Raw genomic sequence first — 26,653 nt, forward strand, 5'->3', positions numbered from 1 at the left:
ATGACAACCCGATCGACCAAAATCGCCACTGAAAACGATCCGCGCTGGGCCGCCGTGGTTGCGCGCGATCCCAAGGCTGACGGGCAGTTTGTCTATGCCGTGAAGACCACAGGCATCTACTGCAACCCCAGCAGCCTCGCGCGCTTGCCCAAGCCACACAATGTCGAATTCTTCGATAGCGCCGAACAGGCCCGCGCCGCGGGTTATCGTCCGAGCAAACGCGCGACGAAGGATCAGAGCGAACTCGCCGCGCAACATGCCGCCACCGTGGCCGCCGCGTGCCGCCAGATCGAAAGCGCGCAAACGCTGCCCGCCCTGGGCGAATTGGCCGAGGCGGCGGGCCTGAGCAGCTTCCACTTCCATCGCGTGTTCAAAGCCGTCACCGGCCTGACGCCCAAGGGCTACGCCGATGCCCATCGTTCACGCAAGGTACGCGAGCGACTGGCGGACGGCGGCTCGGTGACCGATGCCCTGTATGACGCCGGCTTCAACTCCAACAGCCGGTTTTATGAAGCGGCAGACCAACTGCTGGGAATGAAACCCGGGGACTACCGCGCGGCCGGTCAAAACAACGACATTCGTTTTGCCGTCGGCCAGTGTTCGCTGGGCGCGATTCTGGTGGCGCAGAGTGAGCGTGGGGTTTGTGCGATCCTGCTGGGCGATGATCCGCACCAACTGGTCTGTGATCTGCAAGACAAATTCCGCCGTGCCAACCTGATCGGTGCCGATCATGAGTTCGAGCAATTGATTGCCCAGGTCGTCGGCTTTATCGAGGCGCCGGCCATTGGCCTTGATTTGCCGCTGGACGTACGCGGCACGGCGTTTCAGGAGCGTGTCTGGCAAGCGCTGCGAGAGATTCCCGTGGGCAGCACTGCCAGCTACGCCGATGTCGCCCAGCGCATCGGTCAACCAAAAGCCGTTCGCGCCGTGGCCCAGGCCTGCGGCGCGAACAGCCTGGCGGTGGCGATCCCTTGCCATCGCGTGGTGCGCAGCGATGGCAATCTGTCGGGCTATCGCTGGGGTGTCGAGCGCAAACGTCAATTGCTGCAGCGCGAATCGCAGTGATCAGCGGTTCACATCCACCACCACGCGCCCGCGCAACTGCCCGGCAAGCAAGCGTGGCGCGGCTTCGATGGCTTCGCTCAAGCCGATTTCGTGACTGATCAGCGGCAACAGATTGAAGTCCAGATCCCGGGCCAGGCGATTCCAGGCTTCCACGCGCTTGGCTTTGGGCTGGGTCACGCTGTTGATGCCAGCCAGGGTCACGCCGCGCAAGATGAACGGCGCAACGGATGCGGGAAAGTCCATGCCCTGGGCCAGACCGCAGGCCGCGACGGTGCCGTTGGCCTGGGTGCTGGCACACGCATTGGCCAGGGTGTGGCTGCCGACCGAGTCGATGACGGCCGCCCAGCGCTCCTTGGCCAACGGCTTGCCCGGCACGGACAAGGAGGCGCGATCGATGATTTCGCTGGCGCCCAGTTGCGTCAGGTAGTCGTGCTCCGAGGTCCGTCCGGTGGACGCGACCACCCGGTAGCCGAGCCTGCTCAGCAAGGCGATGGCAAAACTGCCGACGCCACCGTTGGCGCCAGTCACCAGAATTTCGCCCTGCCCGGGCTTCACGCCGTTGTGCTCCAGTGCCAGGATGCACAGCATGGCCGTGTAGCCCGCCGTACCGATGGCCATCGCCTGAGCCGCGGTAAACGCCTTGGGCAGCGGGATCAGCCAGTCACCGTTCAGGCGAGCCTTCTGCGCCAATCCACCCCAATGCCCTTCACCCACGCCCCAGCCATTGAGCAGGACCTGGTCACCGACCTTGTAGTCCGGATGCCCGCTGACTTCGACGACACCGGCCAGGTCGATCCCCGGCACCATCGGGAATTTGCGCACCACCGGACTGTTGCCGGTAATCGCCAGGCCATCCTTGAAGTTCAGCGTGCTGTAGGCCACACGCACCGTGACATTGCCCTCGGGTAACTGATCGTCCTGGATCTCTTGCAGTGTGGCCCGGTAACCGCTGTCGTCTTTGTCGATCAAAATGCCTTTGAACATTACGGCCTCTCAATGGAATCAGTCTGTGGGTGGTGCAATTGAAATAACACATAAGCCTCACCCGCCGAAATGACGACTGGCCTTGCGCCAGTCGTTGCGTTACAAATCCTGTTCTACCGCCCCTACCCGGATTCAACGTCGGAGAACACAGCACATGAACCAATGGCCAGATACCCGCATTCTTGACCTGCTCGGGATCGAACTGCCGATCATTCAGGGGCCGATGGCCGGTGCCACAAACTCTTCCATGGTGATTGCAACCTGCAATGCCGGCGGCCTGGGCTCGATGCCAGCGGCGATGCTCAGCACGGATCAACTGCGCGAAGAGCTCAAAACCATCCGCCAACACACCCGGCGCCCGATCAACGTCAACTTCTTCTGTCATCGGCCACCGGCTCCGGATGAGCAACGCGCGCAGGACTGGAAAAACCTGTTGCAACCTTACTACCAGGAACTCGGCGCCGACTTCGATGCGCCGACGCCGGTGTCCAACCGGGCGCCGTTCGATAATGCGGCCTGCGAAGTGGTCGAAGCGTTTCGCCCTGAAGTGGTGAGTTTCCACTTTGGCCTGCCGGAAAAATCCCTGCTCGACCGGGTCAAGGCCACCGGCGCGAAGGTGCTGTCCTCGGCCACCACGGTCGCAGAAGCCGTGTGGCTGGAACAGCATGGTTGTGATGCAATCATTGCCATGGGCTACGAAGCCGGGGGCCATCGCGGAATGTTTCTCAGCGATGACCTGAGCAGTCAGGTGGGGACTTTCGCCCTGGTGCCCCAAGTCGTCGATGCGGTGAAGGTGCCGGTGATTGCCGCCGGCGGCATCGCTGACGCACGAGGCGTCGCCGCGGCCTTCATGCTCGGTGCTTCGGCGGTGCAGGTGGGTACGGCGTACCTGTTCACGCCAGAGGCCAAGGTCAGCCCTTCCCATCACAAAGCCTTGCGCACCGCCCGGGAAAGCGAAACGGCCGTCACCAACGTGTTCACCGGCCGCCCGGCCCGGGGCATCCTCAATCGGGTGATGCGTGAGCTGGGGCCCATGAGCGCCAAGGCCCCCGCCTTCCCCCTTGCCGGTGGCGCGCTGATGCCGTTGCGGGCCAAAGGTGAAGCGGACTTCAGCAACCTCTGGGCCGGCCAGGCATTTACACTCGGGTTCGAATTGACCACCGAAGCACTGACTAGAAAGCTGGCTGAAGAAGGATTAGCGAGACTGCTAGGTCGTCCCTGAGCATCACTCTCATTAAAATTGTATACAATTTTGCGGCAACACATTCCGTTTAAAGGTAATTCGCTATATATTTTTGTACATAACGATTAACCTGCCGCCATTGCCTTTAACGGAGCCGTTTCATGACCAGTCGTGCCTCACGTTTTGCCCCGACCTGCCTGGCGAGCCTTCTCGCCGTATTCGCCTTCTGCTCAGCCCAGGCGGACGAAGTCCAGGTGGCCGTCGCCGCCAACTTCACCGCCCCCATCCAGGCCATCGCCGCTGATTTCGAAAAAGACACCGGGCATAAACTGGTCGCCTCCTTTGGCGCCACCGGCCAGTTCTACACCCAGATCAAAAACGGCGCGCCGTTCGAAGTGTTCCTCTCGGCAGATGACAGCACCCCGAAAAAGCTTGAAGCCGAAGGCGACTCCGTCAAGGGTTCGCGCTTCACCTACGCCGTCGGTACGCTGGCGCTGTGGTCGGCCAAGGAAGGCTACGTCGATGCCAAGGGCGATGTGCTGAAAAAGAACGAGTACCAGCACCTGTCCATCGCCAACCCCAAAGCCGCGCCTTATGGCCTGGCGGCGACCCAGGTACTGGCCAGGGAAGGTTTGACCGACAAGGTCAAGGACAAGATCGTCGAAGGCCAGAACATCAGCCAGGCCTACCAGTTCGTCTCCACCGGCAACGCCGAGTTGGGATTTGTCGCCCTGTCGCAGATCTATAAGGACGGCAAGATCACCAGCGGTTCGGCCTGGATCGTTCCCGCCAGCCTGCACGACCCGATCAAGCAAGACGCGGTGATTCTCAACAAGGGCAAGGACAACCCGGCCGCCAAGGCACTGGTTGACTACCTCAAGGGGCCGAAAGCGGCAGCTGTCATCAAGTCCTACGGTTACGAAATTTAAATGTCGCTATCGAGTGCCGATTTTTCCGCCATCTGGCTGACCCTGAAACTGGCGTCCCTGACGACCGTCATCCTGCTGATTGTCGGCACTCCGATTGCGTTATGGCTGTCGCGCACCCGCTCCTGGTTGCGCGGTCCGGTCGGGGCGATTGTCGCCCTGCCCCTGGTGTTGCCACCGACGGTGATTGGTTTCTATCTGTTGCTGGCCCTCGGCCCTCACGGGTACCTTGGCCAGCTCACCCAATCACTGGGCCTTGGCACCCTCACGTTCAGTTTCGCGGGGCTGGTCATCGGTTCGGTGCTGTATTCGATGCCGTTTGTGGTCCAGCCGCTGCAAAACGCTTTTTCCTCGATTGGCACGCGCCCGCTCGAAGTGGCCGCGACCTTGCGGGCCAATCCCTGGGATACCTTTTTCAGCGTGACACTGCCCCTGGCCCGCCCCGGTTTCATTACCGCGGCCATTCTCGGCTTTGCCCACACCGTCGGCGAGTTCGGCGTGGTGTTGATGATCGGCGGCAACATTCCCGAGAAGACCCGCGTGGTCTCGGTGCAGATCTACGATCACGTCGAAGCCATGGAATATGCCCAGGCCCATTGGCTGGCCGGGGCAATGCTGGTGTTCTCGTTTGTCGTCCTGCTGGCGCTGTATTCCAGTCGTAAAACCAAAGCGGGCTGGAGCTGACCGATGATTCAAATGCGTCTGAAACTACGTTATTCGGGCTTCGCCCTGGACGTCGATCTGCAGGTGCCTGGCCGTGGCGTCACTGCGCTTTACGGCCACTCCGGCTCTGGCAAGACCACTTGCCTGCGCTGCATCGCCGGCCTGGAACGGGCCGAGCAAGGCTTTGTCCAGGTCAACGATGAAGTCTGGCAAGACAGCGACAACCGGATCTTCGTCGCGCCGCACAAGCGCGCGCTGGGCTACGTGTTCCAGGAAGCCAGCCTGTTTCCTCATTTGTCGGTGCTGGCCAACCTGGCATTCGGCCTCAAGCGCATCCCCAAGCCGCAACGCCGGGTCGACATGGCCCACGCCACCGAGTTGCTGGGCATCGGCCATTTGCTGGACCGGCACCCGCAACACCTTTCAGGCGGTGAGCGACAGCGCGTCGGCATCGCCCGCGCCTTGCTCACCAGCCCGAAACTGTTGTTGATGGACGAACCTCTGGCGGCGCTGGATGCCCAACGCAAAGGTGAAATCCTGCCCTACTTGCAACGCCTGCACGACGAACTCGACATCCCGGTGCTGTACGTCAGCCACTCCCAGGATGAAGTTGCGCGGCTGGCCGACCATATCGTGTTGCTCAGCAACGGCAGGGCACTGGCCAGCGGCCCGATCGGCCAGACCCTGGCACGCCTCGACTTGCCGCTGGCAATGGGGGATGACGCGGGTGTGGTGATCGAAGGTCGCGTCAGCGCTTATGACGCCGACTATCAATTGCTGAGCCTGCAATTGCCCGACACTACCCTCAACATCCGTGTGCCTCATACGCCACTGGATGCGGGCCAGGCACTGCGCTGCAAGGTCCAGGCGCGAGATGTGAGCCTGAGCCTGGACAATACTGGGCAAAGCAGCATTCTCAATCGCCTGCCGGTCACTGTGGTCAGCGAAATGAGCGCCGACAACGCCGCCCACGTGCTGATTCGCCTGGACGCCGCCGGCACGCCATTGCTTGCGCGGATCACGCGTTATTCCCGTGATCAACTGAACATCCATCCCGGCCAGCCACTGTGGGCACAAATCAAAGCGGTCGCGGTGCTGGCGTAAATCCGAAGGCACGACTGCACCGGGGCGAGGTCAATGGCTGTAACGCCCCGTAACTCCTTGCCCAGGACGCTTGTCATGTCCGATGGACTGCCACCTGACCTGCATTATGTCGATGACACCCAGCCGGGCATCACCCGCAGGAAACTGCGCGGAAAATTCGCCTATTTCGACCCGGCCGGTCAGCGCATCACCGACCCCGACGCAATCGAACGCCTCAACACCCTCGCGGTGCCGCCCGCCTATACCAAGGTGTGGATTTGCGCCGATCCACGTGGGCATCTGCAGGCCACCGGCCACGACGCCCGGGGTCGCAAGCAATACCGTTATCACCCCCGCTGGCGGGAGGTGCGTGACGCCGACAAGTACTTGCGCCTGCGTGAATTCGGGCTGGCCTTGCCGAAACTGCGCCAACGGCTGGAAGCCGTATTGGCGGCACCGGGATTCAGTCGCGACAAAGTCATGGCCACGGTCATTACCCTGCTCGACTCGACGCTGATCCGCATCGGCAACAGCCAATATGCCCGGGACAACCGTTCCTACGGCCTGACGACCTTCCGCAGCCGCCATGTAGAGATCAACGGCAGTGCCATCCTGTTCCAGTTCCGCGGCAAAAGTGGCGTCGAACACCAGATCACTGTGAAAGACCGCCGACTGGCCCGGATCATCAAGCGATGCCAGGAAATACCCGGGCAGAACCTGTTTCAGTATCTGGATGAAAACGGTGACCGGCACACCGTCACTTCATCCGACATCAACAGCTATTTGCAAACGCTCAGCGGCGCCGATTTCACCGCCAAGGACTACCGCACCTGGGCTGGCAGCGTTCTGGCTCTGGCGATACTGCGCAAGCGGCATTGGGAGCCTGAAACAGACGCCAGGCGGCACCTGGTGGAGATGGTCAAGGACGTTGCCAGGCAGCTGGGCAACACCCCGGCGGTGTGCCGCAAGTGCTATATCCACCCGGCGGTGCTGGATGGCTTCCCTCTGGGCGCTTTGGCGCAACTGCCCAGGCCGAGAGCGCGCAAGGGACTCTCGGCCGAGGAAGTCGGGCTGGCGAACTTTCTGCAGAAAACGCTGGCAGCATCTGAATCGACGAATTGACCTGCCTATTTTTTGCACGATCACCAATGGCTTCTATAGTTGAACTGAACACGTATCCGCTGCGGAGACGCCATGGAAGACATTTTCGTCGTGAAGCGTTGCAAAAAGATCATCATCCATGGTCGCCGTGCGGGTGAATATGACCACCTGCCACCGGATGCCGCAGTCTGGTACCGCATCGCCGATACCCGCACCCAAGGCTTCATCGGAGATGGCTACGATAACGAAGAAGACGCTGTGAGTGTTTGCCATCAGTTGAATGCTCAATCACAAGTGACAGCCCGACCAAGTTGACGGCTCGTCACCATTTTTTAACGGGTCTATACTGAGATAGTTGAAGGATCAGTAACCCTTTCGGCAGAAAGCTCGCCCCAGGCGGGCTTTTTGCTGCCACACCCAGGTTTCTTGAACGGAGGTGCTTCCCATGTCCGAAAAAGAGTCCATCACCACCCTGCTCACCTTGCTGGACTCCCGTCAGGCTCGCCTGGCTGCCGCCTGCAAGGAAATCGCCGACTGGGTCGATCATCAAGGCGGACACCCCACCGCCCTCAGAATTCGTGATCGCCTGAACGACATTGAGAAGGACACGCCGCTGATCCGGCACACGCTGTCGTCTCTCAAGCCTGTCGACCGGCCTCTGCCCCGGTTCAGATGATCCGTCACGAATTCGCGGTGCGGGAAAAGGCCCTATTCGGGCAGCATGATCGGTGACCGTACGTCTCCACACCCTTGGCTGCCTGCTGGATTTCCATCCCTTCTCACAACCCGGCCTGGAACCGGGATTTTTTGTTGCGCAAAACCAATCGAACGTCCCCGCTCACGTGGAGTCAACCGCTCACACGTCACGAAGGAGACGTTCCAATGGTCACTCATTTCAAAGTCAGCGGGCACCTGGCCTGCGGTCACCACGGCAACAACCTCGTATCGACCCGCGAACTCAACCGGGTGAAATGCCGAAGCTGCCGAAACACCGACGCCTACAAAGAAGCCCGCAAGGCTGAGCGCAACGCTGCCCGCCGCGCAGCACGCAAAGCCAAAGCCGTGCACACCGCCAATGACTGGCGTTCAGCCTGGACCGAGCGGCTGACCGCGATGGCCGGCCTGCAACGATTGCCCCGTGGCTTTGGCGGCCAACCCTTCGTTTAGGGAGCATGAAGTAGCTGTCAGGTTTTTACGGCGAGTCGATGTCCCTGCGCGCGGGCTGCATGATCTCGCGCAGGGACATGCGCTTGAACGCCTCGACCAGTGCTCGCCCCTCAACGGGTGCACAAGTGACCGCCAACCGCATGGTCGCCTCACCCAGGTGCCAGATCAAAAACGCGGACTCCTCGACTTGTTGCTCGTCGCAGTCGGGATACACGCGTAGCATCGCCTGGGCCAGCAGGGCTCCGGCAACCCGGCTCTCCTCCAGTTCCAGCTGCAACAACTGCTTGTCGGCCTGCATACCGGACCAGATGTCACGCATCACCGGTGTCGCCATCACGATCTCGTAATACAGATCGAGCAACTGCGAATAGGCGGCGCGCAAACCATGGGCATCCTCGACAGCCTCCATTGCCTCGGCAATGCAACGACGGCTTTCAGCGTTATAGCGCTCAGCCAGCGTACGGATCACGGAACTCTTGTCAGGGAAATACTGATAAAGAGAACCGATCGAGATCTCGGATCGCTCGGCGATTTCACTCATCTTGAGTTGATCGCTGCCCTTGTCCGCGATCAATTGAGTGGCCATGGCCAGAATCCGCTCCTGACGATCGCGGCTGCGCTGTTGCGTGGGATTGCGTCGAACCGCTTGTGCAGCAGGCTGTTCGAGGGTTTCAGAGGTTTTTTTGCGCACGAGTGAGTTCCCGATCAAAAACGTGACATGTACTCACCTTAGCATCGCCATTCCCTACGCCCAACAACAGATGCCGCACGTCGGGGAATTCGATCTGATGGGTTGACGGCGAAACATGAGCATCTATCATCTTTTAAACATGAGCATCACTCACATTAATCGATGGAGATGAACGCGATGAAAACGGCCCAACCCATCACGCTGATCCTCGGCGCCACCGGCAAAACCGGACGGCGCATCACACAACGGCTCGAGGCTGCCGGCTTGCCCGTTCGCCGGGGTTCGCGCGATGCCAATCCACCCTTCGACTGGGAAGATCGATCGACCTGGGACGCCGTGATCGATGGCGTTCATTGCGTCTACATTTCCTTTCAACCGGACCTCGCCGTTCCAGGTGCCGTTGAAACCATCCAGGCGTTCACCGACCTGGCGGTGAAAAGCGGCGTCCGCAAACTGGTCTTGTTATCCGGGCGCGGCGAAGTTGAAGCGCAACAGGCCGAACGCGTCGTACAGGACAGCGGGATTGACTGGACGATTCTGCGGGCCAGTTGGTTCTGCCAGAATTTCAGCGAGGCACACTTTCTTGAACCCATTGTGCAAGGTGAGCTTGCACTCCCCGTCGGCCAGGTCGCCGAGCCCTTTGTCGATGCAGAAGACATCGCCGAGTGTGCCGTCGCGGCACTGACCCAACCCGGACACACCAACCAGCTCTATGAACTGACCGGCCCTCGGGCGTTGACCTTTGCCCAGGCCGTGACCGAGATTGCTTGCGCCACCGGTCGCAAGATCGAATTCGTGGCCGTACCTCGGGACGCCTATCGACAGGCAATGGAACAGGAACAGCTTCCCCCGGCGTTGATCGACCTGGTGTTGTATCTCTTCACGACTGTGCTGGACGGGCGCAACACACCCGTGGCCGATGGTGTACAGCGGGCGCTGGGCCGGCCGGCGCGCGACTTTGGCGACTACGTACGGCGCACTGCCGCTACGGGCATCTGGGGCAATGGCCGTCCGACGTAAAGCAGTGGCGGGAACAGGCTTCGTCGACTAGGGTTTTTTGGCGTATCGAAGTGCGGCGCCTTTATTGGCAGGAGCCTGATCAAGGAGGAACCCATGTCACTCAATCGTAGTGCTGAACAAACCTACCGCCAGTGGTCGACCCCGATCCTGTTGGAACTCAAGGAGCGAGAACATCAGATGAACCCGTCAGACCGCCAGGCCCTGGAAAACGTACTGCTGGAAAGAAGGCTGATCGATACCGGCAACCCGGCCGGCAGCGATCGCCGCAAGGCAGACCCGACGTCCTGAAAAGCATCAGGCAATCACGATCAAGATAGAAATAATGGAATAGAAAAAAACAAGGGCTTGCATCCGCTTTCGCTTGCAAGCCCTTGCTTTAGAGAATGCCCAATCGAACGCAAACACGGTTCCAACGTCTGAATCCCCCCCGCCGCCGTAAATCCATTTTTGATAATTATTAATTTCCAAACACTCCCCTCTATCGGCTTTAAATGTGCCAGGAGGAGGGTTAGCCATGGTAGGGCCCGCAGGTGACGTTTTTGACGAAAGCTTCGACTGCCATCAAAACCGCATTTGCAGAGGCTGACTTTCCTGAGCAGATTTACTGTTTTGTCCTGCGTCGTCACCCAGGCCACGCAGACAAACATTCACATACCGCACTTCGGTTTTCCCCGGTTCGAGACCAGGCTAAACCACCACATGGAGGGATTCCAGGATGCTGATAAAAATCGAGAAAGCGAGCAAACCGGAAGGCTGGAATGTATGGATGAACGCGTGGTGCGTTGAGTTTCGCAGCTACGCAGAGGCCTTGGCGTTCGTGATCAGATTGGAAGGCCGGATCAATGCACCTCACCCCTTGCCTATCAGCACCGCCAGACTTCTTTTGGAACAGGCTTGACCTCGCGACGCCATCACCGATGAGGCTATCCACGACGTCATATCCGTATTTATTAATCTGTCTTTGATAATTATTGATTTCGCTCGCCCCTCTCCCTCGACTTTAAATATGCGTCGAGGGGGCGTTGGCCAAGGTGAGGTTTACAGGTGACACCTTTAACGGACGCTTCGAATACAGCCAGTCTGCTTTCGAGGAGGCCGACCTTCCTCACCATGTGCAATACTTTTCCCCGCATCTTCCCCCAGGAGGTGCGGGGTTTTTTTTCGTAAATGCGTTAAAACCACCCGCTACGTTCATCTTCCAGCTCTTGGCGACACACTTTAAGTTGAGCGTTGTAAATCTCTGACTGCTTTTGCACTTTCTGGGCAACCTGCATCAGCCAGGGTTTACTGCGATAGGTATTGCGGCTAAAGCCCCCACGCCCCTCGTGATAGGCCAGGTACTGATTGTAGGTGTCCCATTTGGAGATTCCGAGCTGACGTTGGGTGCCAGTGGTGTACCAACCGATAAACATGATCGCGTCGTCAAAACTGTCACGCGAACCACCGTTGCCAGTATTGTCCTTGTACTCACCCCACACCGGGTCTTGAGCCTGCGCATAACCGTAGGCCGAACTGACTCGCCCCCAGGGGATCACCCAGAGCAGGTAGTCACGAGGCGGCAATGCGTCCGCCACGTAACTGCTTTCCTGCTTCATGATCGCCATGGCCACATGCAGAGGCGTCCCATATTCACTCTGCATTTGCAGCGAGTCCTCATACCAGTCGGGATACTCACGGTAAATACTGCAGAGATTGCCTTGGTCTTTTGGCGGTGTAGTCGTGCACCCCGTTAAAAACAGCATCAACAAAGCCAACAGCAGAACCTGTCCTTGTTTCATTCATTACCCTCAAAAATAAGGGCATAAGGTACCCTCCGTTTGCTGCAAGGCGCCTGAGTCATGCAGGTGAAGACAAAAACGTCAGAAGACATCCAGCTTGATCGCGTCACCCTTATCGAGAGGCTTCTTTGTAAGTCCCTATTGCACGGCGGCCTGACGCAAGCCCTGCGCACTGATTGAATGCTCACACGTGGGCGTGAGGTCAGTGGGTGTACTCCGGGTTTCGATCTAGAGCATTTTCTCCAGGCCGATCTTGTCGCTGAGCCAGGCCTTGAAGCTGCGCCACTTGCCGCCGGGCTCCTTGCGCAACGTATGCAGGCGGTCGTCGTCCTCGGTGAGCCAGACAATTTCGCCGTTTTCCAGTCGGGCCTGGTAACTCAGGGCCGGCGCCATGCCCTCAAGCGCCAGCTGGCGTACGTAGCCGGCCAGTTCGGGACTATCGACCAGCACCCCGACTTCAGTGTTCCAGAACACTGAACGCGGATCGAAATTGTACGAGCCGACGAACACTTTCTGTCTGTCCAGGATCATGGCCTTGGTGTGCAGGCTGGAGTCAGAGCCACCACTGAAACCAAACGAGGAGCCAAGACCGGGATCGTCCGGCTGGCGCCGCAGCTCATAGAGTTTCACGCCATGTTCGAGCAGAGTCTTGCGATACGGTGCATAGCCGCCATGCACCGCCGGCACATCGGTGGCCTCCAGTGAATTGGTCAGCAGGCGCACATCAACGCCGGCATCGGCACGACCCAGGAGATAGTCCATGCCCGGCTTTTGCGGGACGAAATAGGCCGAGATCATGATCAGCTCGCTATTGACGCTATCGAGTTCAGGCCGCAGCTGTGTGGCCATCAATAGCGCGCGTGCCGGTTCGCCGCTGGCCAGGACCTTGCTTGGAGCGTCCCACATCGCCTTGCTATGGGCCCAGATCAGCTGCTTGCGCCAGGTCTCGAGTTGCGGTTGAGTCTGGTAGGTCATGAGATGGTTGTACAACGCCTTGCTCTCGATACGTGAGGTCTGGAGCGATTGCTCCAGGCGTTGGCGGCTTTCGAGCAAGTCTTGCGCTGTTGGCTTGTTGAGCTGGAAGTCACTGATCGACTGGCTCAAGGCGCTGTTCCAGTACTGATCGAAGCTGTGTCCCAATTGCTCGGCGACCGGGCCGATGCCCAGCAGGTCCATGTCGGTGAAGTTGAGATCGGGCCTGGCGTCGAAATATTCATCCCCCAGGTTGCGTCCGCCGACGACAGCTGCGCTGTTGTCGGCCAGCCACAGTTTGTTGTGCATGCGTCGGTGTTGTTGGGAAAGATCAAGCAGGCGGCCCATGGTTCGAGTGACCACGGTGCTGCGCCCCAGATGCAAAGGGTTGAAGACGCGGATATGGATGTTCGGGTGCACCGCCAGGGTAGCGATGACTTCTTCCTGGCCGTCGCTGGCAGTGTCATCGAGCAAGATGCGTACCCGTACGCCGCGATCTGCTGCCAGCAGTATTTCATGCACCAGCGCCCGAGTGCTGAAACCGTTATGCACGATGTAGTACTGCAGATCGACGGCTTTCTGCGCATTGCGGATCAACTCCGCGCGCGCCCGGAATGCTTCACTGCTGTTGGGCAGCAAGCGAAAACCCGAGCGCCCCTCATGCGCGGCGGCCTGAGCCTGGATCGAGCGCCCGAACACCGAATCGCTGGCGGGTATCGCCTCGCTGAATTCGTGAGGCAAGCGCGTGGTGGCGCAGCCGACGAGCAGCAGCGCGAACAGCATGGCGCAGAGAAACCGGGACATGGGCAAGGACTGCTCCTCAACCACAACGGGTGTAGTTTTTGAACTCAACATCCAGCCAGTACTGGCTGCCGAGCACATGCAGCCCTCGATAATCCGCACGACTTGTTCCAGTAAAGCCCGTTTCAAGCAGTGTGTCGAAATATTCCAGCAGCTGCGCCCAGAGCATGAAACCGCCCTGGGCCGGGTGCAGGCCCGCCCTCCGCTATAGCGCCTGGCTGGGTCGAGCAGTTTGGGTCAGCCGGTGTCGCTAACAACGTACGCGGTGCCCTGGAAGCCATCGATAAGATTGAAGAATTCATCAAGATGACACTTGTGGTGATGATGGCACAAGAGTGACTGAGTCGTTTTCGGCCCTTCGCGACAGGCAGCAGTCAGCCAAAAGCGGGCGCTCACAGCGGATTTAGATTTTGACGTGTGCCCACTCTATAAACGGCTCTGGAAAAACGACGGCAGCAAAGTAGTCGCCTAACCTGGGCGCTGGGCTCGTTCCGATTCATCCAGGTGCTCTAGCAGCACCGCTATCGTCGCATCCCGCAGCTTGATTGCCTCCATCCAGTCCGGCCCGTCTGCCAACAGCGGAGGACAGACGTTGACGTGGATTGCACCGTGGCGCGGGTACCACTGACCGTCGCGCAGCACCTTGCGCGTGCCGCAAATTGCGACCGGCAGCAGCGGCACGCCGGCACGCGCAGCTAGCACGAAGGCGCCCATGTGGAACGTTCGCAATCCTGGCTCGCGGGTGAAGGTACCCTCGGGGAAGAACACCAGGGGCTGGCCAGCCTGCAGCGCCTCGGCCAGGGGCTCGGTGTCTGCGGCGCTGCGCTGCAGGTCGAAGCGTTCGACAAAGCGGGCACCGAGCTTGCGCAGGAACCGGCCGGCGATCCACTGGCCAGCCAATTCGCGCTTGGCAACGAAGCTGAACTGCGGCGGTAGGGCCGCGCTGAGAATGACACCATCGAGGTAGCTGGCATGGTTTGCAGCCAGCACGCTCACCGAGGAGGAAGGCAGGCGCTCGAGTCCCGTGACACTGAACGGAACACCCGCCAGGCGCAGAAACAGCCGGGAGGCCGTACGGGTAAAGCTGCGACACCAACGCTGGCGTGGCAGGATCGCAACGACCAGCCAGGTCAGCGGTGTGACCAGCCAGAACAGCAGCCAGATGTAAGTGGCATACAACGCGGCGCGGCAGGTCTGCCAACTGCGACCGAAATGCCCGCGCAAGGCCTGCAACACCAGGCGCAGCAGCTGGCGCCAAACGGCCAGGTGCGGCCGCCCCACTTCGCCGCGCTCATACAGTTCACGACTGGCAGCACGGCGAAGCTTTCCGCTGGAGGTTTTCAGTACGCTATGCGGTGGCGCCAGAACGATATCGTCGGGCGCCACACCGGTGAGGTCGAACACGATACGGTTGACCTCCTGCTGCAGCTGTTGCCGCGCAGCAGCGTCCTTCTCGTAGCTTTCCGCCAACACCACCAGGCGCTCGGTGCCGGTGGCCGGCTCCGGACTGCCGAACACCGCGATGCAGCCTTTGCGCAGCCCGGGCAGATTGCCGACCGCTGCTTCGACATCGTAGGGGTAGATGTTGCGCCCGGCACGGATGATCAAGTCCTTGGCGCGGCCGGTCAGGTAGACCTCGCCGCCGGCCATGTAGGCGAAATCGAGCGAGTCGAACCAGCCATCGCGCAGCACCCGGCGGGTCTCTTCGGGGTTGCGGTAGTAGCCTGCCGAGGTAGACGGCCCGCGAAATTGCAGGTGCCCTTCGCTGCGTTCGGGCAGTTCGATTCCACTGCCATCGACAATACGAATCTGATGGCCCGGCAGTGGTCGACCGCTGGAGACGAAGCGCAGCGTTGCGCTGGCATCCGCTTCGGCGGGCAGTGCATTGCCACGGGCCTGGAACGCGTCGCGCTGTACCCGGTCGATCAGCGGTCCTCGGTCCAGGGGAGGAAAGGCCACGCCCAGCGTAGCCTCGGCCAACCCATAGACCGGCGCCAACGCGGTAGGGGCCAAGCCGTAGCGAACGAAACGTTCGGCGAAGCGCTGCAAGGTCTGCGGGCTGACCGGTTCGGCACCGTTGAAGGCCAGGCGCCAACTGCTCAGGTCCAGACCCTCGAGATCGTCGTCAGCAAGTTTGTTCAGGCACAGTTCGTAGGCAAAGTTGGGCGCCGCCGACAACGTGCCGCGGAAGCGGTCGATGGCCCATAGCCAACGCGCCGGCCGTGCCAGGAAAGCCAGCGGCGACATCAGCATCAGGCTGTAGCCGTAGTACAGGCTGCCCAGCCAGGCACCGATCAATCCCATGTCGTGGTACATGGGCAGCCAGCTGACGAACACGTCTTGCGGCCCCACCTTCAGAGCCCTCCCCATGGCGCGCAGATTGGCCAGCAGATTGGCGTGGCTGACCATCACACCCTTGGGCTGGCCAGTACTGCCCGAGGTGTACTGCAGGAAGGCGATGTCATCCGGTTTCCGCGGCGGTGTGACACACTCGCCCCCCTCGCCTGTAAGCTCGGCCACGCTGGCAATGCGCGTCAGGCTCGGGACCTGCGGCTGGAGCAACCGGGCGAGCAGCTTCGCTTGCGTCACGGTAATCAGCACTTTGGCCTCGGCGTTGCGCAGAATGCCGGCCTGGCGACGCAGATGATCCTCTATCTGCGACAGGCGCAGCGGTGGGTAGATGGGCACCGGCACACCACCGGCCAGCAGGATGCCAAAAAAGCCCTGGAGAAAGTCGCGGCCTGTGGGCAGCATCAGGGCCACGGTCTGACCGGCGTGCAAGCCACTGCGTTGCAGCCCTGCGGCAACGGCCAAGGCCCCCTGGTGCAAGGCGCCATAGCTGATATCTTCCTGCTGGTCACTTTCACCTAGTAGGCGCACGTGGAGATGCTGCGGCTGCTGGCGCACATGCCAGTCCAGTACCTCGATCAAGGTCCGCGCGGCGTCTGGCGTCTGCCCTGTTGCTATCAGGGTCTCGCTGGAGCTGCTGGAGGGCAATGGACGTACGGCCTCGGCGCCATGCCTGCTGTGCAGCACGCGCAGTATGTCGGTGGGGGTGTCTGCCGAGGCGAACAGGTTTTCTGGCAAGCGCACACCGAATTCGTGCTCGATACGTGACCAGAGCTCGACTCGAGCCAGGCTGTCTACGCCCAGATCCCGATCCAGCACGCTGTGCAAGGTGACTTGCAAACCTTCTGCCGCTTGCGGGCGCAGCTCGACCACGGTGCGCCGGACAATTTCGAGCAATTTTTCCGCGTCCCCATCGCAACGGGGAACGGCACGGGTTTCTGGAGGCGGACGAGGCATCGGCAGCCCCTCATGACAGAACAATCTGTGTGTAGATCCTTGCCAATTGCCATTATGCGCCTACTGAGACGACTGGGAATGCCATCATCAGCTGCAGCGCTCGCAGGATGGGTGAGCCGGGGCTAGGCTTCTGAAGAACGCAGCCCCTGCAGAGAGATCTGCCATGCCAGCCAACCTTGCCCCCGGAGTGACACGCCGAGAAATCTGGGCCTGGGCGATGTTCGATTTCGCCAACTCCGGCTACACGACCGTGGTGATCACCGCCGTGTTCAACGCCTACTTCGTCGCCGTGGTCGCCAAGGGCGAAGCCTGGGGCACGCTGGCCTGGACCAGCGCCATATCCCTCTCTTACGCCCTGATCATCCTGACCGCTCCGCTGATCGGTGCCTACGCCGACGCGTTCGCCTGCAAGAAACGCCTGCTGCTGTTCAGCACGATCGGTTGCGTCACCTTTACCGCTGGACTGGCGTTGGCCGGGCCGGGGGAGCTCGGCGTTGCGATTCTGTTCATCGTGCTATCCAACTACTGCTTCGGCAGCGGCGAGAACCTGATTGCCGCCTTCCTGCCCCAACTCGCCCGTGCGGATGCCTTGGGCAAGGTGTCCGGCTGGGGCTGGGGGTTTGGCTATATAGGCGGCCTGGTCAGCCTGGGTGCCTGCCTGGCCTTCGTCAGCTGGGCCCAGGCGCAAGGCCAGACGGCGGCGCAGTTCGTGCCGGTGTGCATGCTGATCACTGCGGTCTTGTTCGCGTTGGCCAGCGTACCGACCTTCCTGTTCTTGCGTGAACGCAGCCTGCCGCAGACAGGGAGCAGCGACAGGCCTATCCCGCAAGCGGCGCTGGCGCGCTTCGCGCAGACACTGCGCGAAGCCGACCGCTATCGTGACCTGCTGCGCTTCCTTGCCTGCACCGTCTGCTACCAGGCCGGAATCTCGGCGGTGATCACCCTGGCTGCCATCTATGCCAATCAGGTCATGGGCTTCAGTACCCAGGACACGCTGCTGCTGATCTTCGTGGTGAATATCACGGCCTCCATCGGTGCCGTGCTGTTCGGTTGGCTGCAGGATCGCCTCGGCCATCGCACCACGCTGGCGCTGACCCTGCTGGGCTGGCTCGGCATGGTCGGTCTGGTCTGGGTCGCGCGCGGCCCCGGGCTGTTCTGGCTGGCGGCCAACCTCGCCGGTCTGTGCATGGGCGCCAGCCAATCGGCCGGACGTGCGATAGTCGGTCTGCTCGCGCCGCCGACGCGGCTGGCGGAGTTCTTCGGCCTCTGGGGGCTGGCCGTCAAACTGTCGGCAATCCTCGGCCCCATGACTTACGGCCTGACCAGTTGGCTGTCCGGAGGCGATCACCGCCTGGCGATGCTGATTACCGGCAGCTATTTCGTTGTCGGCCTGCTGATCCTGGCCGGCGTCAACCTGGAGCGCGGGCGGCAGGTAGCTGTCAGCCATACCGAGAGTCTCGAAAAGTGAAAGAGACTCCCTGCATCGGGTCAGTCTTCGCCTGTCGAAACTGACCTAATTCGGCCAAAAGCTGCCGGTGATGAATCAAACACAACGATGTGTCCAGTCTGCCAAACACATTCGCCTCATGAGTTTTCACGTAGCTTGCAAAAGTCATGCGAATAGGGATAGATCGCTTTAAAACGTCAACTCACCACATGTCTTGCTGCCAGGTCTATTTATGCCGCTCAGCTTTCATAAAATGCACGCCAATGGCGATGATTTCGTTATCGTCGACTCGCGAAAATCACCGAATCCAATCACCAGCAATATGGCTCGTCTAATGGGAGATCGGAACCGAGGAATCGGCTTCAACCAACTCGCGGTGGTGTTTGATTGCGATGATGCAGATGCGCGTTTGATGTTCTGGAATGCAGATGGCTCAACGCTGGACGCTTGTGGCAGCGCAACGCGCGGGGCCGCTGATATGCTGATGCGTGAATCCAATATGACTTCGGCAGCACTGCGAACCAACCGTGGCCTGCTGACTTGCGAACGAACTTCAACCGGCGCCATTTCTGTAAACATGGGAAAGCCACTTTTGGGCTGGTCGGATGTTCCTCTGGCTTTGGAAATGGACACTTTAGTGATGCCACTTGCCGGTCACCCAACAGCTTGCAGCATGGGAAATCCGCACTGCACTTATTTTGTGGATGATCTGACAGCCGTTGAGATTGCGACGATTGGACCGGGAGTTGAAACCAACCCCTTGTTTCCCCTCAGGACGAACGTGCATTTCGTCCAGATCATTGACCGAAAGCACATCCGGTTGCGAATTTGGGAGCGCGGGGGTGGTATCCCTCTGGGTTCAGGCTCCTGCTCTTGTGGCGCCGCGGTTAACGGAATTCGTCGTGGCTTGTTAGACAATTGCGTTGAGGTCGAATGTGACGGCGGAGCTGTAACGGTTCAATGGGATGGTGTGGGATCAGTTTTTCTCACCGGGCCGGTAGAGACGACTTTTTCAGGAACAATCGCGGATGCTTTGTTGAAAGCTTGATTTTCAGGTAGGCCGCTATTGGCCGACTTTTGCCTGTCGCCACCGTCTGCTTTGGGTTGTAGATTCAACCGGTCGATGACTACGCCGATCAGTCGACCATCACTGTCGCGCTCAGCTAGCGTCGGTGCCGCCATCGCCCGTTCTTGTCTCAAATTCATCCTTATTCTCCCGTAACCCGTGTTTTGCTCTTCGTCAAAGTCAGGCTCAACAGTACCGAAATCAAGATGATGCCGCCGACCGTGGTCAGCGACCATTGGATCGGCATGTGCCACCACGGCGCGACCAGCATCTTGCCGCCGATGAACACCAGTACGATGGCCAGACCATATTTGAGCAAGTGGAAACGGTAGGCCATGTCGGCAAGTAGAAAATACAGTGCGCGCATGCCCATGATGGCGAAGATGTTGGAGGTGAACACGATGAAGGGGTCGGTGGTGACGGCGAAGATAGCCGGGATGCTGTCGACCGCGAACACCAGGTCGCTGGCCTCGATCAGCACCAGCACCGGGAACAGCGGCGTCGCCCAGCGCAGGCCGTTCTGGCGCACGAAGAAGCGCTCGCCGTGAAAACCGTCGGTGATGCGAAGATGGCTACGCAACCAGCGCAGCAAAGGGTTCTTTTCGAGCTCTGGCTGCTGGTTGGCGAAGATCAGCATCTTGACGCCGGTGATGAGGAGGAAAGCGCCAAAGACATAGAGCAGCCAGGCAAACTCCTGCACCAGCCAGACACCGGCGAAAATCATACCGGCGCGCATGATGATGGCGCCGAGCACGCCATAGAGCAGGACGCGGCGCTGCAACTCTGGCGGCACGGCGAAATAGCCGAAGATCATCACGAAAACGAACATGTTGTCGATCGACAGCGACTGCTCGATCAGGTAGCCCGTCAGGAATTCGAGCGTTGTACGCTGGGCCACTTCGGCGCCGAACATGCTGCGCAGATACCACCAGAGCAGGAAGGAGAAGACCAACGCCAAACTGGTCCAGGCGATGACCCAGGCCAGCGCTTCGCGTACCGAAACACGATGCGCCTTGCGCCCGCCGAAAACGAAAAGATCCAGCGCCAGCATGGCGAGGACGAACCCGATAAAGGCGGCCCACATCCAAGATTGGCCGACGCTAATGGTGGTCATTTAACTATCCAAGGTTGGCCGATACTCATATAGCGCCGCACGATCACCCGCCCCAATGCGGGCGGCGCAGTGACTTAAGCGGTAGGCCAGGCGCTTGCTGAAGTAATCTCGAAACCGCGGCATTGGATGGCCTTCTGCATGACTGTCTCTGCATGAAGTAAATGGGCTGGAAGAGGTCATGCTAACGGGCATGTAGCATCAGTAAAAATCGTTTATTCGTTGCGAATTGTTCGTTTTTTACGAAGTGTTGATTCGAGAGACCGGCTTGCTCAACCTGAATCTGAGCCAAGCCGACCGTCAGCTATGGGTTGTGGATTCAACCGGCCAACGCAACAAATAGGCTAAATCGTTCAGCAGGCGTTTCGGGTCGGGGGTACTGATGGGTTCCGCTGCCGTTGGTCGGCACCTTGCGCAGCAGTGCGATAGAAAACTATAGGAATAAACTCTCGTGCCGATATCACTGAGGCAAGGCCTGCGCGTGCCTGACCTTGAACCTGAGCGAACGAGCACATTGATGAGTGATAAATCTTTGGAAGAAAAAGCGGCATTGATGGTCGACCTACATGAAACGATGGCCAGTGCCGGACAGATCACTGCCGGGCGCGATGCCCTGCGACAGCGCCTGGACAAGGCTGATCGCGCGGTTCAGGAGCTTCAGGAGCAACTGGACTTGGCAAAGACGCTGATGACCCGTCTGCTGGCGGCGAGTTTTGCGTCGACCGGCAAACTTTCCGCGCCCCTTACAAACTGGGGGCTAAATGAGATCGACGTTGTCGAACGGGAGATGGCCTGCTATTTGAATTCTACCAATGAGGCGAGCGCCGCTTCATAGGTCGCGCACTGAATGCATATGGCGGGCTGCCGGAAGTCATGCCGCCCCGCCAGCTACACTCATTCGATACATTTCCGCACAGAGACTTCCGCCATGACGACCAAAACCGCAATCGTATTCGCTGGCGGTGGCAGTTTGGGGGCGGTGCAGGTAGGAATGTTGCGGGCTCTGGTCGAAGCCAATGTTCGGTTTGACATGGTGATTGGTGCTTCGGTAGGCGCTATCAACGGTGCCTACTTTGCCGCAAGACCCGATTCCGATGGCGTCCAGGCGCTCGCCGGATTCTGGCGCGGGCTGAGTAAAACTGACATTTTCCCCCTCTCTTGGTTCGATACCTGTAGAGGATTGATCAAACGGCGTGGCTATCTGTTACAGCCGTCGGCCTTGAATCGGCTGCTGGGTCAGGCACTGCCCATTCACCGCATTGAGGATGCGGTGCTGCCCCTGTACATCGTCACCACCAACCTGCTCAGTGGTGCCGAGACGGTTCTGTCCAGTGGCGAACTCGAGCAGGCGTTACTGGCCAGCGCTGCCATTCCGCTGGTGTTCCCCTGCGTACAAATCGCCGATCAGTTTCTGGTTGATGGCGGCGTGGCAAGCAATACACCTATTTCGACTGCCGTAGCCTTGGGAGCCACCAACGTCGTGGTAATCCCCACCGGAGTGAGTTGCGACCTGACGCAACCTCCCCGAGGACTGGTCGCCTTGGCCCTGCACACCGTCAATCTGATGAGCATGCGCCAGCTGGTGAGCGACATCGAACACTTCCGCACTGTCACCAGTCTGCACATCGTCCCGCCCTTGTGCCCGGTGGATGTCTCGGTTTTCAACTTTGACCAGACCGAGTCTTTGCTGCAGCGTGCCTATGAGCAGACCCTTCGGTGGCTGGAACGTGGGGGGCTCGAACGCACCAAGGTCCCTGGTGCCCTTTCCATCCATTCGCATGCCCATGAGCATTGAGTGATGTGAATTACCAAAACAGCGAACCTTCAGGCCGGAGCACCCAGAGCGATGCCTGCGTTTCAAAATCAACCCAAATCTCGCCCTACCCGCCCTAAATGCCGCCATCCTGGAATTCACGCTTCGGGTTGCCCATGATCCTGCTGAGCGTCGCCGGACTACGCTGGGCAGCCTGAACAGGGCAAATAATTAATTGATTAACAGCCCCATTTTTTTAGTCCAGTGAGGAACAGGAAACATAGACGAAGTGAGTCGCAAGCGGACACTCGGTCAGCTCAGTTTTCAGCCACTTAGTCGAATCTTCAACGCATCGATTTTTTGGCTTTGAAGAAACTGGGGGGCAGTTTTTTACCCACCCCCCAGTTAACTAACCACGCAGGAAAGCGAGCAAATCGGCGTTGATTGTATCGGCGTTCGTCGTAGGCATTCCGTGCGGGAAGCCCGAGTAGGTTTTCAGCGTGCTGTTTTGCAACAGTTTGGCTGACAAGAGCCCCGAGTTTTCATAAGGCACGATCTGATCATCATCACCATGCATCACCAGCACGGGGGTCGTGATGCTCTTTAGATCGTCGGTAAAGTCGGTCTGGGAAAAGGCCACGATCCCGTCATAGTGTGCCTTTGCGCAGCCCATCATGCCTTGTCGCCACCAGTTCCGGATGATGCCCTCAGACGGTTTTGCACCAGGGCGGTTATAACCGTAGAAAGGCCCGGCTGGAACGTCATGGTAGAACTGTGCGCGGTTGGCCTTCAGCTGTGCCTGCAAGTCATCGAAAACCGACTTTGGCAAGCCGCCTGGATTGCTCGGTGTCTGAACCATCAAGGGTGGCACGGCGCTGATTATGGCGGCCTTCGACACTCGGTCTTCGCCGTGGCGCGCAATGTAATGGATGACTTCACCACCGCCGGTGGAGTGCCCCACATGAACTGCGCCTTGTACCCCAAGATGGTTGACCACGGCCGCGACGTCATCAGCATAGTGATCCATGTCGTGCCCGTCCCAGACCTGACTGGATCGCCCGTGACCACGCCGGTCGTGTGCAATGACCCGGTAGCCGTTCGCCAGGAAAAAGAGCATCTGCGCATCCCAGTCGTCCGCACTGAGTGGCCATCCGTGATGAAAAAAGATCACTTGGGCATCGCGTGGTCCCCAGTCTTTGTAAAAGATCTCAACACCGTCCTGCGTAGTGACATAACCCATGTTCGCATCTCCCGAATGAAATGGAGGGTATGACCAATCGTGTCCTGATCGTGCCCCTTGTTGAACCTTGCCCTTGTTCAATAACGTGCAGCCCATCCAATAGGCAGTTCAGAGGGAATGGTCCTGGTCTGGTTTTCGCCCACCCCTGAATTCCATGGCGTTTTAGCAATGCATTACATCCGCGCAGCTTGGTCGCCAAATAACTTTAGGTTTAAAGTCAACTTTAAGGTCAATGGTTTTTCGGAGTGGAATATGAGAATAGGCGAACTGGCGAAAATCAGCGGACTGGCGCCTTCACGGATTCGCTTTTACGAAGCGAGCGGCCTGATCACATCTGTCGGGCGCAAAGCCAATGGGTATCGGGACTATGCACCTGATACGGAGTGGGTTTTGGAGATCATCACGGGCGCCCAGGCGGCGGGGTTTTCACTGGAAGAAATCCGACAATTACTGCCGATGAATGCGAACGGTTGGCGGCATGAAGAGTTGCTCAGTGGACTCAAGCGCAAGGTTGAGGAAATCGAAGTCCTGCAGCAACGGCTGGCACTCAATAAAGCGCAACTTCTTCTGGTTATCGAGGGAGTTGAAAGTAAGCCTGAAGGCATGGGTTGCGTGGACAACACGCAGCTGTTATTGCATCGTCTACGCGAGGAAGGCGTGGCGGCAGCACCACGCGGCCGTGATATTGCGTCGTCCAAGTAAAACGTCATCTGTCAGGATTGTGAGGTCTGACAGGTTTTTTTGCCGGATCGTTGAATCAGTACGCGTTAGCCAGTGCTGCTAACGGCTTCGGCGCGTAGAGCGCACTTTGGAACGCGGGCACGTATTCGTACTTCATCATTTTCCCCAGCTTCAGGGAGCGGATGTAGTTCGACAGGCTGGTTCAGCCTCAGTTCGACACGCTGGAGGTTAAAGCCCCGGCAACCTTGAACACCCGCACCATGCCCTCATTCACAAGCGGAATATTCGACTCCGTTCCTTCGCGTCATCCCGTCTCCCCTTCCCAGTAGTCTGAATCTCCTGCCTCGTCTGGGAGTATCGGCCGATGTATATCGCCCGGCGTTTATCCATAGTTGTGGCATGTACCAAAAAAAGGTCCGCGGTCCGGCCTTGGTGACTGCAATTGCTTTGGAGAATGTCATGGCTACTCAGAAAAAAAACTCATCGTCAACGAACGATCAGATCGCTCTATTCACCCAGCCCCTCACCACTGACCTCAACGAGTCATTGGTGACAACATCGGTTACAGCCAGCGCTTTGGGCGTCGTGGCGACCGGCGAGGACGTGACCCTGGATGAAACGGCGGGGTTGCAGAACGCCACTGCCACGCCAACCCCTGTGGGGGACGCTGACGACAACGACATCCTGGTGGCGTCCCTGCCCACGACCTTCGCTAACCGTTTGGCCGGACTGGGGGCAGGCACCGCCACGGGTGCGGCCTTGAGCGGCTATACCGGTGCCGCGGACAACACGGGCAGCGATGCATTCACCGTCACCGCCGCGCCCGGAGGAACCATTACCGATATCAGCTTTACCGACAGCTCAGGTGCACCGCTCGATGGCCTGGACAGCGGACTCGATACCCTCGATGGCACCAGCATCCTTCTCTATACCGATACGAACGACAACAACATCGTCGTGGGCCGAGCCGGGGGCCCGGCCGGTGCGATCGTGTTCGCTGCCTACATTGAAGAAACCGGTTCGCCGGTCACGGGCGGCAAGATTTGGACCGTGGAGTACCAACCGCTCAAGCATCCCGATATGACGAATGCCGATGACTCGCTCAATCTGCTGAATAAGGTTTTCATCGGAGCCAGTGAGGATTTGGTGTTCAGCCTGGCCAATGCGCCCTCCGGTCAGAACCTGTTCCTGATGTTCACGAAGGCGGACCCGAACGTTGTCGATGACGGCGGTGTGATGCGGATCACGGATCCCACCATCATTGCCACCGGCAAGGACCCTGCTGACCAGTCAAGCGGCGTCAACATAAACACTGGCGACACGATCAATACCAGCCAGGCGGGTGGCCCGACCACCTTCGGCACCAACAATCAGATGATTGTTGAGCAAGAGGGCATCCGCTTTTCGTTCGTCACAGGTGCCAGGCAGAATGTGACCATTCCCAACCTGGATCAGAACGAAGCCGACCTTGAATCCAACGTCGACTTTACCGACGTCTACAACACGAAGTCGGCCAATTTCGACGTCGTGCAATTGCAAAGCGGCAAGAGCGCTATCGTAAAAATCAGCGCATTCAGCACCGCGGCTGAACCTGGCGTGAATTTCATCAATGGATACGCAGGCGATTCGTCGGTGGCCATCACCAATGTTCGCGTGATCAACAATAGCACCGGGCTGGTGATCGAGAATTCAGACGGATCGGTGAATGATCCGGCCATTACCATCAGCTTTGCTGCAGGGGTCGCGACCCTCACCGGCATTAAAGCCGGCTACCAGATTGAATACACCACTACGGCGGATCACAACCGCGTGCTTATCGAGAACGGTGCGGCCGTCACTGCCAAGGGCAATGACCACGCCGACTTTGATATCGGTGGTTTCACGCTGGTCAAAGCCTCTGTTACGACCACCGAAATCGGCTCCAAGATGATCTTCGACGACGACGGGCCGAGCATCAGCACCACCGGCACGGAGCCGACGCTGACGGTGGACGAGACGGTACTGGCGACCAACGACACCCAGAGCTTTGCCGCCAACTTCAACTCGGCGTTTGGCGCCGATGGGGCCGGCACGCAGACCTATGCGCTGGACGTGGTGGCCGGAGCTTCCGGGTTGACCGACACGGAGACAGGCGAGGCGGTGAACCTGTCGCTCAACGGTGCAGTGGTCGAAGGCCGCACGGCCCTCGGCAACCTGCTGGTGTTCACGGTCAGCGTGGCCGCCAATGGTGATGTCACCCTCGACCAGCTCCGCGCCGTGGTGCATCCCGACCCAACCAATCCGGATGACTCGACGAGTTTGACCTCGGACGACCTGGTGACGCTGACGGCGACCACGACCGACGGGGACGGCGACAGCGCCCAGGCGACCCTCAACATCGGGCAGAACCTGGTGTTCAAGGACGACGGGCCGAGCATCAATACCACCGGCACGGAGCCGACGCTGACAGTGGACGAAACGGTGCTGGCGACCAATGACACCCAGAACTTTGCCGCCAACTTCAATTCGGCGTTTGGCGCCGATGGCGCCGGCACCCTGACCTATGCGCTGGACGTGGTGGCCGGAGCTTCCGGGTTGACCGACACGGAGACAGGCGAGGCGGTGAACCTGTCGCT

General features: G+C 59.4%; 27 protein-coding genes and 1 pseudogene. 18 read left to right on the forward strand and 10 right to left on the reverse strand.

Features of this window, described 5'->3' with window-relative positions; all coding sequences use genetic code 11:
- Nucleotides 1–1,065 (forward strand): bifunctional DNA-binding transcriptional regulator/O6-methylguanine-DNA methyltransferase Ada, encoded by a 1,065-nt coding sequence (ada, locus tag AC1RP7_RS24940; RefSeq protein ID WP_493180989.1) that lies wholly within the window; start codon nt 1–3, stop codon nt 1,063–1,065.
- On the opposite strand, the gene acuI is transcribed toward ada, so the two are convergent.
- The gene (acuI, locus tag AC1RP7_RS24945) at nt 1,066–2,049 is read right to left on the reverse strand and encodes an acrylyl-CoA reductase (NADPH) (protein WP_493180990.1); all 984 of its coding nucleotides are present in this window, start codon (nt 2,047–2,049) and stop codon (nt 1,066–1,068) included.
- A gap of 154 nt (nt 2,050–2,203) precedes the next feature.
- On the opposite strand from acuI, the gene AC1RP7_RS24950 reads away from it, so the two are divergent.
- From AC1RP7_RS24950 to AC1RP7_RS24985, 8 genes are all read left to right on the forward strand, one after another.
- Entirely contained in the window at nt 2,204–3,271 is a 1,068-nt protein-coding gene (locus AC1RP7_RS24950) for an NAD(P)H-dependent flavin oxidoreductase (protein ID WP_493180991.1), read from the forward strand.
- A 122-nt stretch (nt 3,272–3,393) separates the two neighbouring features.
- On the forward strand, nt 3,394–4,161 hold the full coding sequence (gene modA / locus AC1RP7_RS24955) for a molybdate ABC transporter substrate-binding protein (protein WP_493180992.1): 768 nt from the start codon (nt 3,394–3,396) through the stop codon (nt 4,159–4,161).
- A complete protein-coding gene (modB, locus tag AC1RP7_RS24960) occupies nt 4,162–4,842 on the forward strand; it encodes a molybdate ABC transporter permease subunit (RefSeq protein WP_090455483.1) in 681 nt (226 codons plus the stop codon).
- 3 nt (nt 4,843–4,845) lie between these two features.
- Nucleotides 4,846–5,925, forward strand: coding sequence for a molybdenum ABC transporter ATP-binding protein (modC, locus tag AC1RP7_RS24965; protein ID WP_154909155.1), 1,080 nt, complete (start codon nt 4,846–4,848; stop codon nt 5,923–5,925).
- A 75-nt stretch (nt 5,926–6,000) separates the two neighbouring features.
- Complete coding sequence (locus AC1RP7_RS24970) at nt 6,001–7,026, forward strand: DNA topoisomerase IB (RefSeq protein WP_493180993.1); 1,026 nt, start codon at nt 6,001–6,003, stop codon at nt 7,024–7,026.
- Nucleotides 7,027–7,098: 72 nt separating this feature from the next.
- Entirely contained in the window at nt 7,099–7,320 is a 222-nt protein-coding gene (locus AC1RP7_RS24975; RefSeq protein ID WP_493180994.1) for a hypothetical protein, read from the forward strand.
- Between the two features lie 130 nt (nt 7,321–7,450).
- Nucleotides 7,451–7,681: a hypothetical protein gene (locus tag AC1RP7_RS24980; RefSeq protein WP_057714650.1), complete on the forward strand. Its 231-nt coding sequence runs from the start codon at nt 7,451–7,453 to the stop codon at nt 7,679–7,681.
- Nucleotides 7,682–7,887: 206 nt separating this feature from the next.
- Nucleotides 7,888–8,172, forward strand: coding sequence for a hypothetical protein (locus tag AC1RP7_RS24985; protein WP_057714648.1), 285 nt, complete (start codon nt 7,888–7,890; stop codon nt 8,170–8,172).
- A gap of 25 nt (nt 8,173–8,197) precedes the next feature.
- On the opposite strand, the gene AC1RP7_RS24990 is transcribed toward AC1RP7_RS24985, so the two are convergent.
- A complete protein-coding gene (locus AC1RP7_RS24990) occupies nt 8,198–8,863 on the reverse strand; it encodes a TetR/AcrR family transcriptional regulator (RefSeq protein WP_493180995.1) in 666 nt (221 codons plus the stop codon).
- A gap of 177 nt (nt 8,864–9,040) precedes the next feature.
- Here AC1RP7_RS24990 and AC1RP7_RS24995 point away from each other — a divergent pair, with 177 nt between their 5' ends.
- Nucleotides 9,041–9,883: an NAD(P)H-binding protein gene (locus tag AC1RP7_RS24995; RefSeq protein ID WP_493180996.1), complete on the forward strand. Its 843-nt coding sequence runs from the start codon at nt 9,041–9,043 to the stop codon at nt 9,881–9,883.
- Nucleotides 9,884–9,976: 93 nt separating this feature from the next.
- A complete protein-coding gene (locus AC1RP7_RS25000) occupies nt 9,977–10,171 on the forward strand; it encodes a hypothetical protein (RefSeq protein WP_090455493.1) in 195 nt (64 codons plus the stop codon).
- A 6-nt stretch (nt 10,172–10,177) separates the two neighbouring features.
- Here the strand turns inward: AC1RP7_RS25000 and AC1RP7_RS25005 are convergent, their stop codons facing one another.
- The gene (locus AC1RP7_RS25005) at nt 10,178–10,399 is read right to left on the reverse strand and encodes a hypothetical protein (protein WP_131726862.1); all 222 of its coding nucleotides are present in this window, start codon (nt 10,397–10,399) and stop codon (nt 10,178–10,180) included.
- Nucleotides 10,400–10,598: 199 nt separating this feature from the next.
- On the opposite strand from AC1RP7_RS25005, the gene AC1RP7_RS25010 reads away from it, so the two are divergent.
- Nucleotides 10,599–10,781, forward strand: coding sequence for a hypothetical protein (locus tag AC1RP7_RS25010; RefSeq protein WP_057714641.1), 183 nt, complete (start codon nt 10,599–10,601; stop codon nt 10,779–10,781).
- A 274-nt stretch (nt 10,782–11,055) separates the two neighbouring features.
- Here AC1RP7_RS25010 and AC1RP7_RS25015 read toward each other — a convergent pair whose 3' ends face one another.
- The 4 genes from AC1RP7_RS25015 to AC1RP7_RS25030 form a co-directional block, all read right to left on the reverse strand.
- The gene (locus AC1RP7_RS25015) at nt 11,056–11,661 is read right to left on the reverse strand and encodes a transglycosylase SLT domain-containing protein (RefSeq protein ID WP_218498170.1); all 606 of its coding nucleotides are present in this window, start codon (nt 11,659–11,661) and stop codon (nt 11,056–11,058) included.
- Nucleotides 11,662–11,889: 228 nt separating this feature from the next.
- Nucleotides 11,890–13,437 (reverse strand): phospholipase D-like domain-containing protein, encoded by a 1,548-nt coding sequence (locus tag AC1RP7_RS25020; RefSeq protein ID WP_493180997.1) that lies wholly within the window; start codon nt 13,435–13,437, stop codon nt 11,890–11,892.
- Between the two features lie 16 nt (nt 13,438–13,453).
- A complete protein-coding gene (locus AC1RP7_RS25025) occupies nt 13,454–13,603 on the reverse strand; it encodes a hypothetical protein (protein ID WP_159390070.1) in 150 nt (49 codons plus the stop codon).
- Between the two features lie 299 nt (nt 13,604–13,902).
- Nucleotides 13,903–16,740: an AMP-binding protein gene (locus tag AC1RP7_RS25030; RefSeq protein WP_493180998.1), complete on the reverse strand. Its 2,838-nt coding sequence runs from the start codon at nt 16,738–16,740 to the stop codon at nt 13,903–13,905.
- Nucleotides 16,741–16,903: 163 nt separating this feature from the next.
- On the opposite strand from AC1RP7_RS25030, the gene AC1RP7_RS25035 reads away from it, so the two are divergent.
- Together AC1RP7_RS25035 and dapF are read left to right on the forward strand one after the other, a co-directional pair.
- On the forward strand, nt 16,904–18,208 hold the full coding sequence (locus AC1RP7_RS25035) for an MFS transporter (protein WP_493180999.1): 1,305 nt from the start codon (nt 16,904–16,906) through the stop codon (nt 18,206–18,208).
- Between the two features lie 211 nt (nt 18,209–18,419).
- Nucleotides 18,420–19,235, forward strand: a complete 816-nt coding sequence (dapF, locus tag AC1RP7_RS25040) for a diaminopimelate epimerase (RefSeq protein ID WP_079246744.1) — start codon at nt 18,420–18,422, stop codon at nt 19,233–19,235.
- Nucleotides 19,236–19,395: 160 nt separating this feature from the next.
- Here dapF and AC1RP7_RS25045 read toward each other — a convergent pair whose 3' ends face one another.
- The gene (locus AC1RP7_RS25045) at nt 19,396–20,367 is read right to left on the reverse strand and encodes a TerC family protein (RefSeq protein WP_493181000.1); all 972 of its coding nucleotides are present in this window, start codon (nt 20,365–20,367) and stop codon (nt 19,396–19,398) included.
- A 514-nt stretch (nt 20,368–20,881) separates the two neighbouring features.
- Here AC1RP7_RS25045 and AC1RP7_RS25050 point away from each other — a divergent pair.
- Complete coding sequence (locus tag AC1RP7_RS25050) at nt 20,882–21,199, forward strand: hypothetical protein (protein WP_493181001.1); 318 nt, start codon at nt 20,882–20,884, stop codon at nt 21,197–21,199.
- Between the two features lie 93 nt (nt 21,200–21,292).
- On the forward strand, nt 21,293–22,159 hold the full coding sequence (locus AC1RP7_RS25055; RefSeq protein WP_057714630.1) for a patatin-like phospholipase family protein: 867 nt from the start codon (nt 21,293–21,295) through the stop codon (nt 22,157–22,159).
- Between the two features lie 367 nt (nt 22,160–22,526).
- Here AC1RP7_RS25055 and AC1RP7_RS25060 read toward each other — a convergent pair whose 3' ends face one another.
- Nucleotides 22,527–23,357, reverse strand: a complete 831-nt coding sequence (locus tag AC1RP7_RS25060; RefSeq protein ID WP_154947244.1) for an alpha/beta fold hydrolase — start codon at nt 23,355–23,357, stop codon at nt 22,527–22,529.
- Between the two features lie 252 nt (nt 23,358–23,609).
- Here AC1RP7_RS25060 and AC1RP7_RS25065 point away from each other — a divergent pair, with 252 nt between their 5' ends.
- A complete protein-coding gene (locus tag AC1RP7_RS25065) occupies nt 23,610–24,059 on the forward strand; it encodes a MerR family transcriptional regulator (RefSeq protein WP_218498210.1) in 450 nt (149 codons plus the stop codon).
- Nucleotides 24,060–24,114: 55 nt separating this feature from the next.
- Here AC1RP7_RS25065 and AC1RP7_RS25070 read toward each other — a convergent pair.
- Nucleotides 24,115–24,237, reverse strand: a pseudogene (locus AC1RP7_RS25070) (acetoacetate decarboxylase (ADC)); the annotation flags it as partial.
- Nucleotides 24,238–24,497: 260 nt separating this feature from the next.
- On the opposite strand from AC1RP7_RS25070, the gene AC1RP7_RS25075 reads away from it, so the two are divergent.
- On the forward strand, nt 24,498–26,653 hold a 2,156-nt coding region (locus tag AC1RP7_RS25075), incomplete at its 3' end, for a DUF5801 repeats-in-toxin domain-containing protein (protein ID WP_493184002.1).

This window comes from Pseudomonas sp. GW822-FHT01E03 (assembly GCF_058802985.1).

What these genes read in the sequence shown, in the direction of transcription:
- ada (WP_493180989.1), top strand. Translation starts at nt 1, where the DNA reads ATGACAACCCGATCGACCAAAATCGCCACTGAAAACGATCCGCGCTGG.
- acuI (WP_493180990.1), bottom strand. Translation starts at nt 2,049, where the DNA reads ATGTTCAAAGGCATTTTGATCGACAAAGACGACAGCGGTTACCGGGCC.
- AC1RP7_RS24950 (WP_493180991.1), top strand. Translation starts at nt 2,204, where the DNA reads ATGAACCAATGGCCAGATACCCGCATTCTTGACCTGCTCGGGATCGAA.
- modA (WP_493180992.1), top strand. Translation starts at nt 3,394, where the DNA reads ATGACCAGTCGTGCCTCACGTTTTGCCCCGACCTGCCTGGCGAGCCTT.
- modB (WP_090455483.1), top strand. Translation starts at nt 4,162, where the DNA reads ATGTCGCTATCGAGTGCCGATTTTTCCGCCATCTGGCTGACCCTGAAA.
- modC (WP_154909155.1), top strand. Translation starts at nt 4,846, where the DNA reads ATGATTCAAATGCGTCTGAAACTACGTTATTCGGGCTTCGCCCTGGAC.
- AC1RP7_RS24970 (WP_493180993.1), top strand. Translation starts at nt 6,001, where the DNA reads ATGTCCGATGGACTGCCACCTGACCTGCATTATGTCGATGACACCCAG.
- AC1RP7_RS24975 (WP_493180994.1), top strand. Translation starts at nt 7,099, where the DNA reads ATGGAAGACATTTTCGTCGTGAAGCGTTGCAAAAAGATCATCATCCAT.
- AC1RP7_RS24980 (WP_057714650.1), top strand. Translation starts at nt 7,451, where the DNA reads ATGTCCGAAAAAGAGTCCATCACCACCCTGCTCACCTTGCTGGACTCC.
- AC1RP7_RS24985 (WP_057714648.1), top strand. Translation starts at nt 7,888, where the DNA reads ATGGTCACTCATTTCAAAGTCAGCGGGCACCTGGCCTGCGGTCACCAC.
- AC1RP7_RS24995 (WP_493180996.1), top strand. Translation starts at nt 9,041, where the DNA reads ATGAAAACGGCCCAACCCATCACGCTGATCCTCGGCGCCACCGGCAAA.
- AC1RP7_RS25000 (WP_090455493.1), top strand. Translation starts at nt 9,977, where the DNA reads ATGTCACTCAATCGTAGTGCTGAACAAACCTACCGCCAGTGGTCGACC.
- AC1RP7_RS25005 (WP_131726862.1), bottom strand. Translation starts at nt 10,399, where the DNA reads ATGGCTAACCCTCCTCCTGGCACATTTAAAGCCGATAGAGGGGAGTGT.
- AC1RP7_RS25010 (WP_057714641.1), top strand. Translation starts at nt 10,599, where the DNA reads ATGCTGATAAAAATCGAGAAAGCGAGCAAACCGGAAGGCTGGAATGTA.
- AC1RP7_RS25015 (WP_218498170.1), bottom strand. Translation starts at nt 11,661, where the DNA reads ATGAAACAAGGACAGGTTCTGCTGTTGGCTTTGTTGATGCTGTTTTTA.
- AC1RP7_RS25020 (WP_493180997.1), bottom strand. Translation starts at nt 13,437, where the DNA reads ATGTCCCGGTTTCTCTGCGCCATGCTGTTCGCGCTGCTGCTCGTCGGC.
- AC1RP7_RS25025 (WP_159390070.1), bottom strand. Translation starts at nt 13,603, where the DNA reads ATGCTCTGGGCGCAGCTGCTGGAATATTTCGACACACTGCTTGAAACG.
- AC1RP7_RS25030 (WP_493180998.1), bottom strand. Translation starts at nt 16,740, where the DNA reads ATGCCTCGTCCGCCTCCAGAAACCCGTGCCGTTCCCCGTTGCGATGGG.
- AC1RP7_RS25035 (WP_493180999.1), top strand. Translation starts at nt 16,904, where the DNA reads ATGCCAGCCAACCTTGCCCCCGGAGTGACACGCCGAGAAATCTGGGCC.
- dapF (WP_079246744.1), top strand. Translation starts at nt 18,420, where the DNA reads ATGCCGCTCAGCTTTCATAAAATGCACGCCAATGGCGATGATTTCGTT.
- AC1RP7_RS25045 (WP_493181000.1), bottom strand. Translation starts at nt 20,367, where the DNA reads ATGACCACCATTAGCGTCGGCCAATCTTGGATGTGGGCCGCCTTTATC.
- AC1RP7_RS25050 (WP_493181001.1), top strand. Translation starts at nt 20,882, where the DNA reads ATGAGTGATAAATCTTTGGAAGAAAAAGCGGCATTGATGGTCGACCTA.
- AC1RP7_RS25055 (WP_057714630.1), top strand. Translation starts at nt 21,293, where the DNA reads ATGACGACCAAAACCGCAATCGTATTCGCTGGCGGTGGCAGTTTGGGG.
- AC1RP7_RS25060 (WP_154947244.1), bottom strand. Translation starts at nt 23,357, where the DNA reads ATGGGTTATGTCACTACGCAGGACGGTGTTGAGATCTTTTACAAAGAC.
- AC1RP7_RS25065 (WP_218498210.1), top strand. Translation starts at nt 23,610, where the DNA reads ATGAGAATAGGCGAACTGGCGAAAATCAGCGGACTGGCGCCTTCACGG.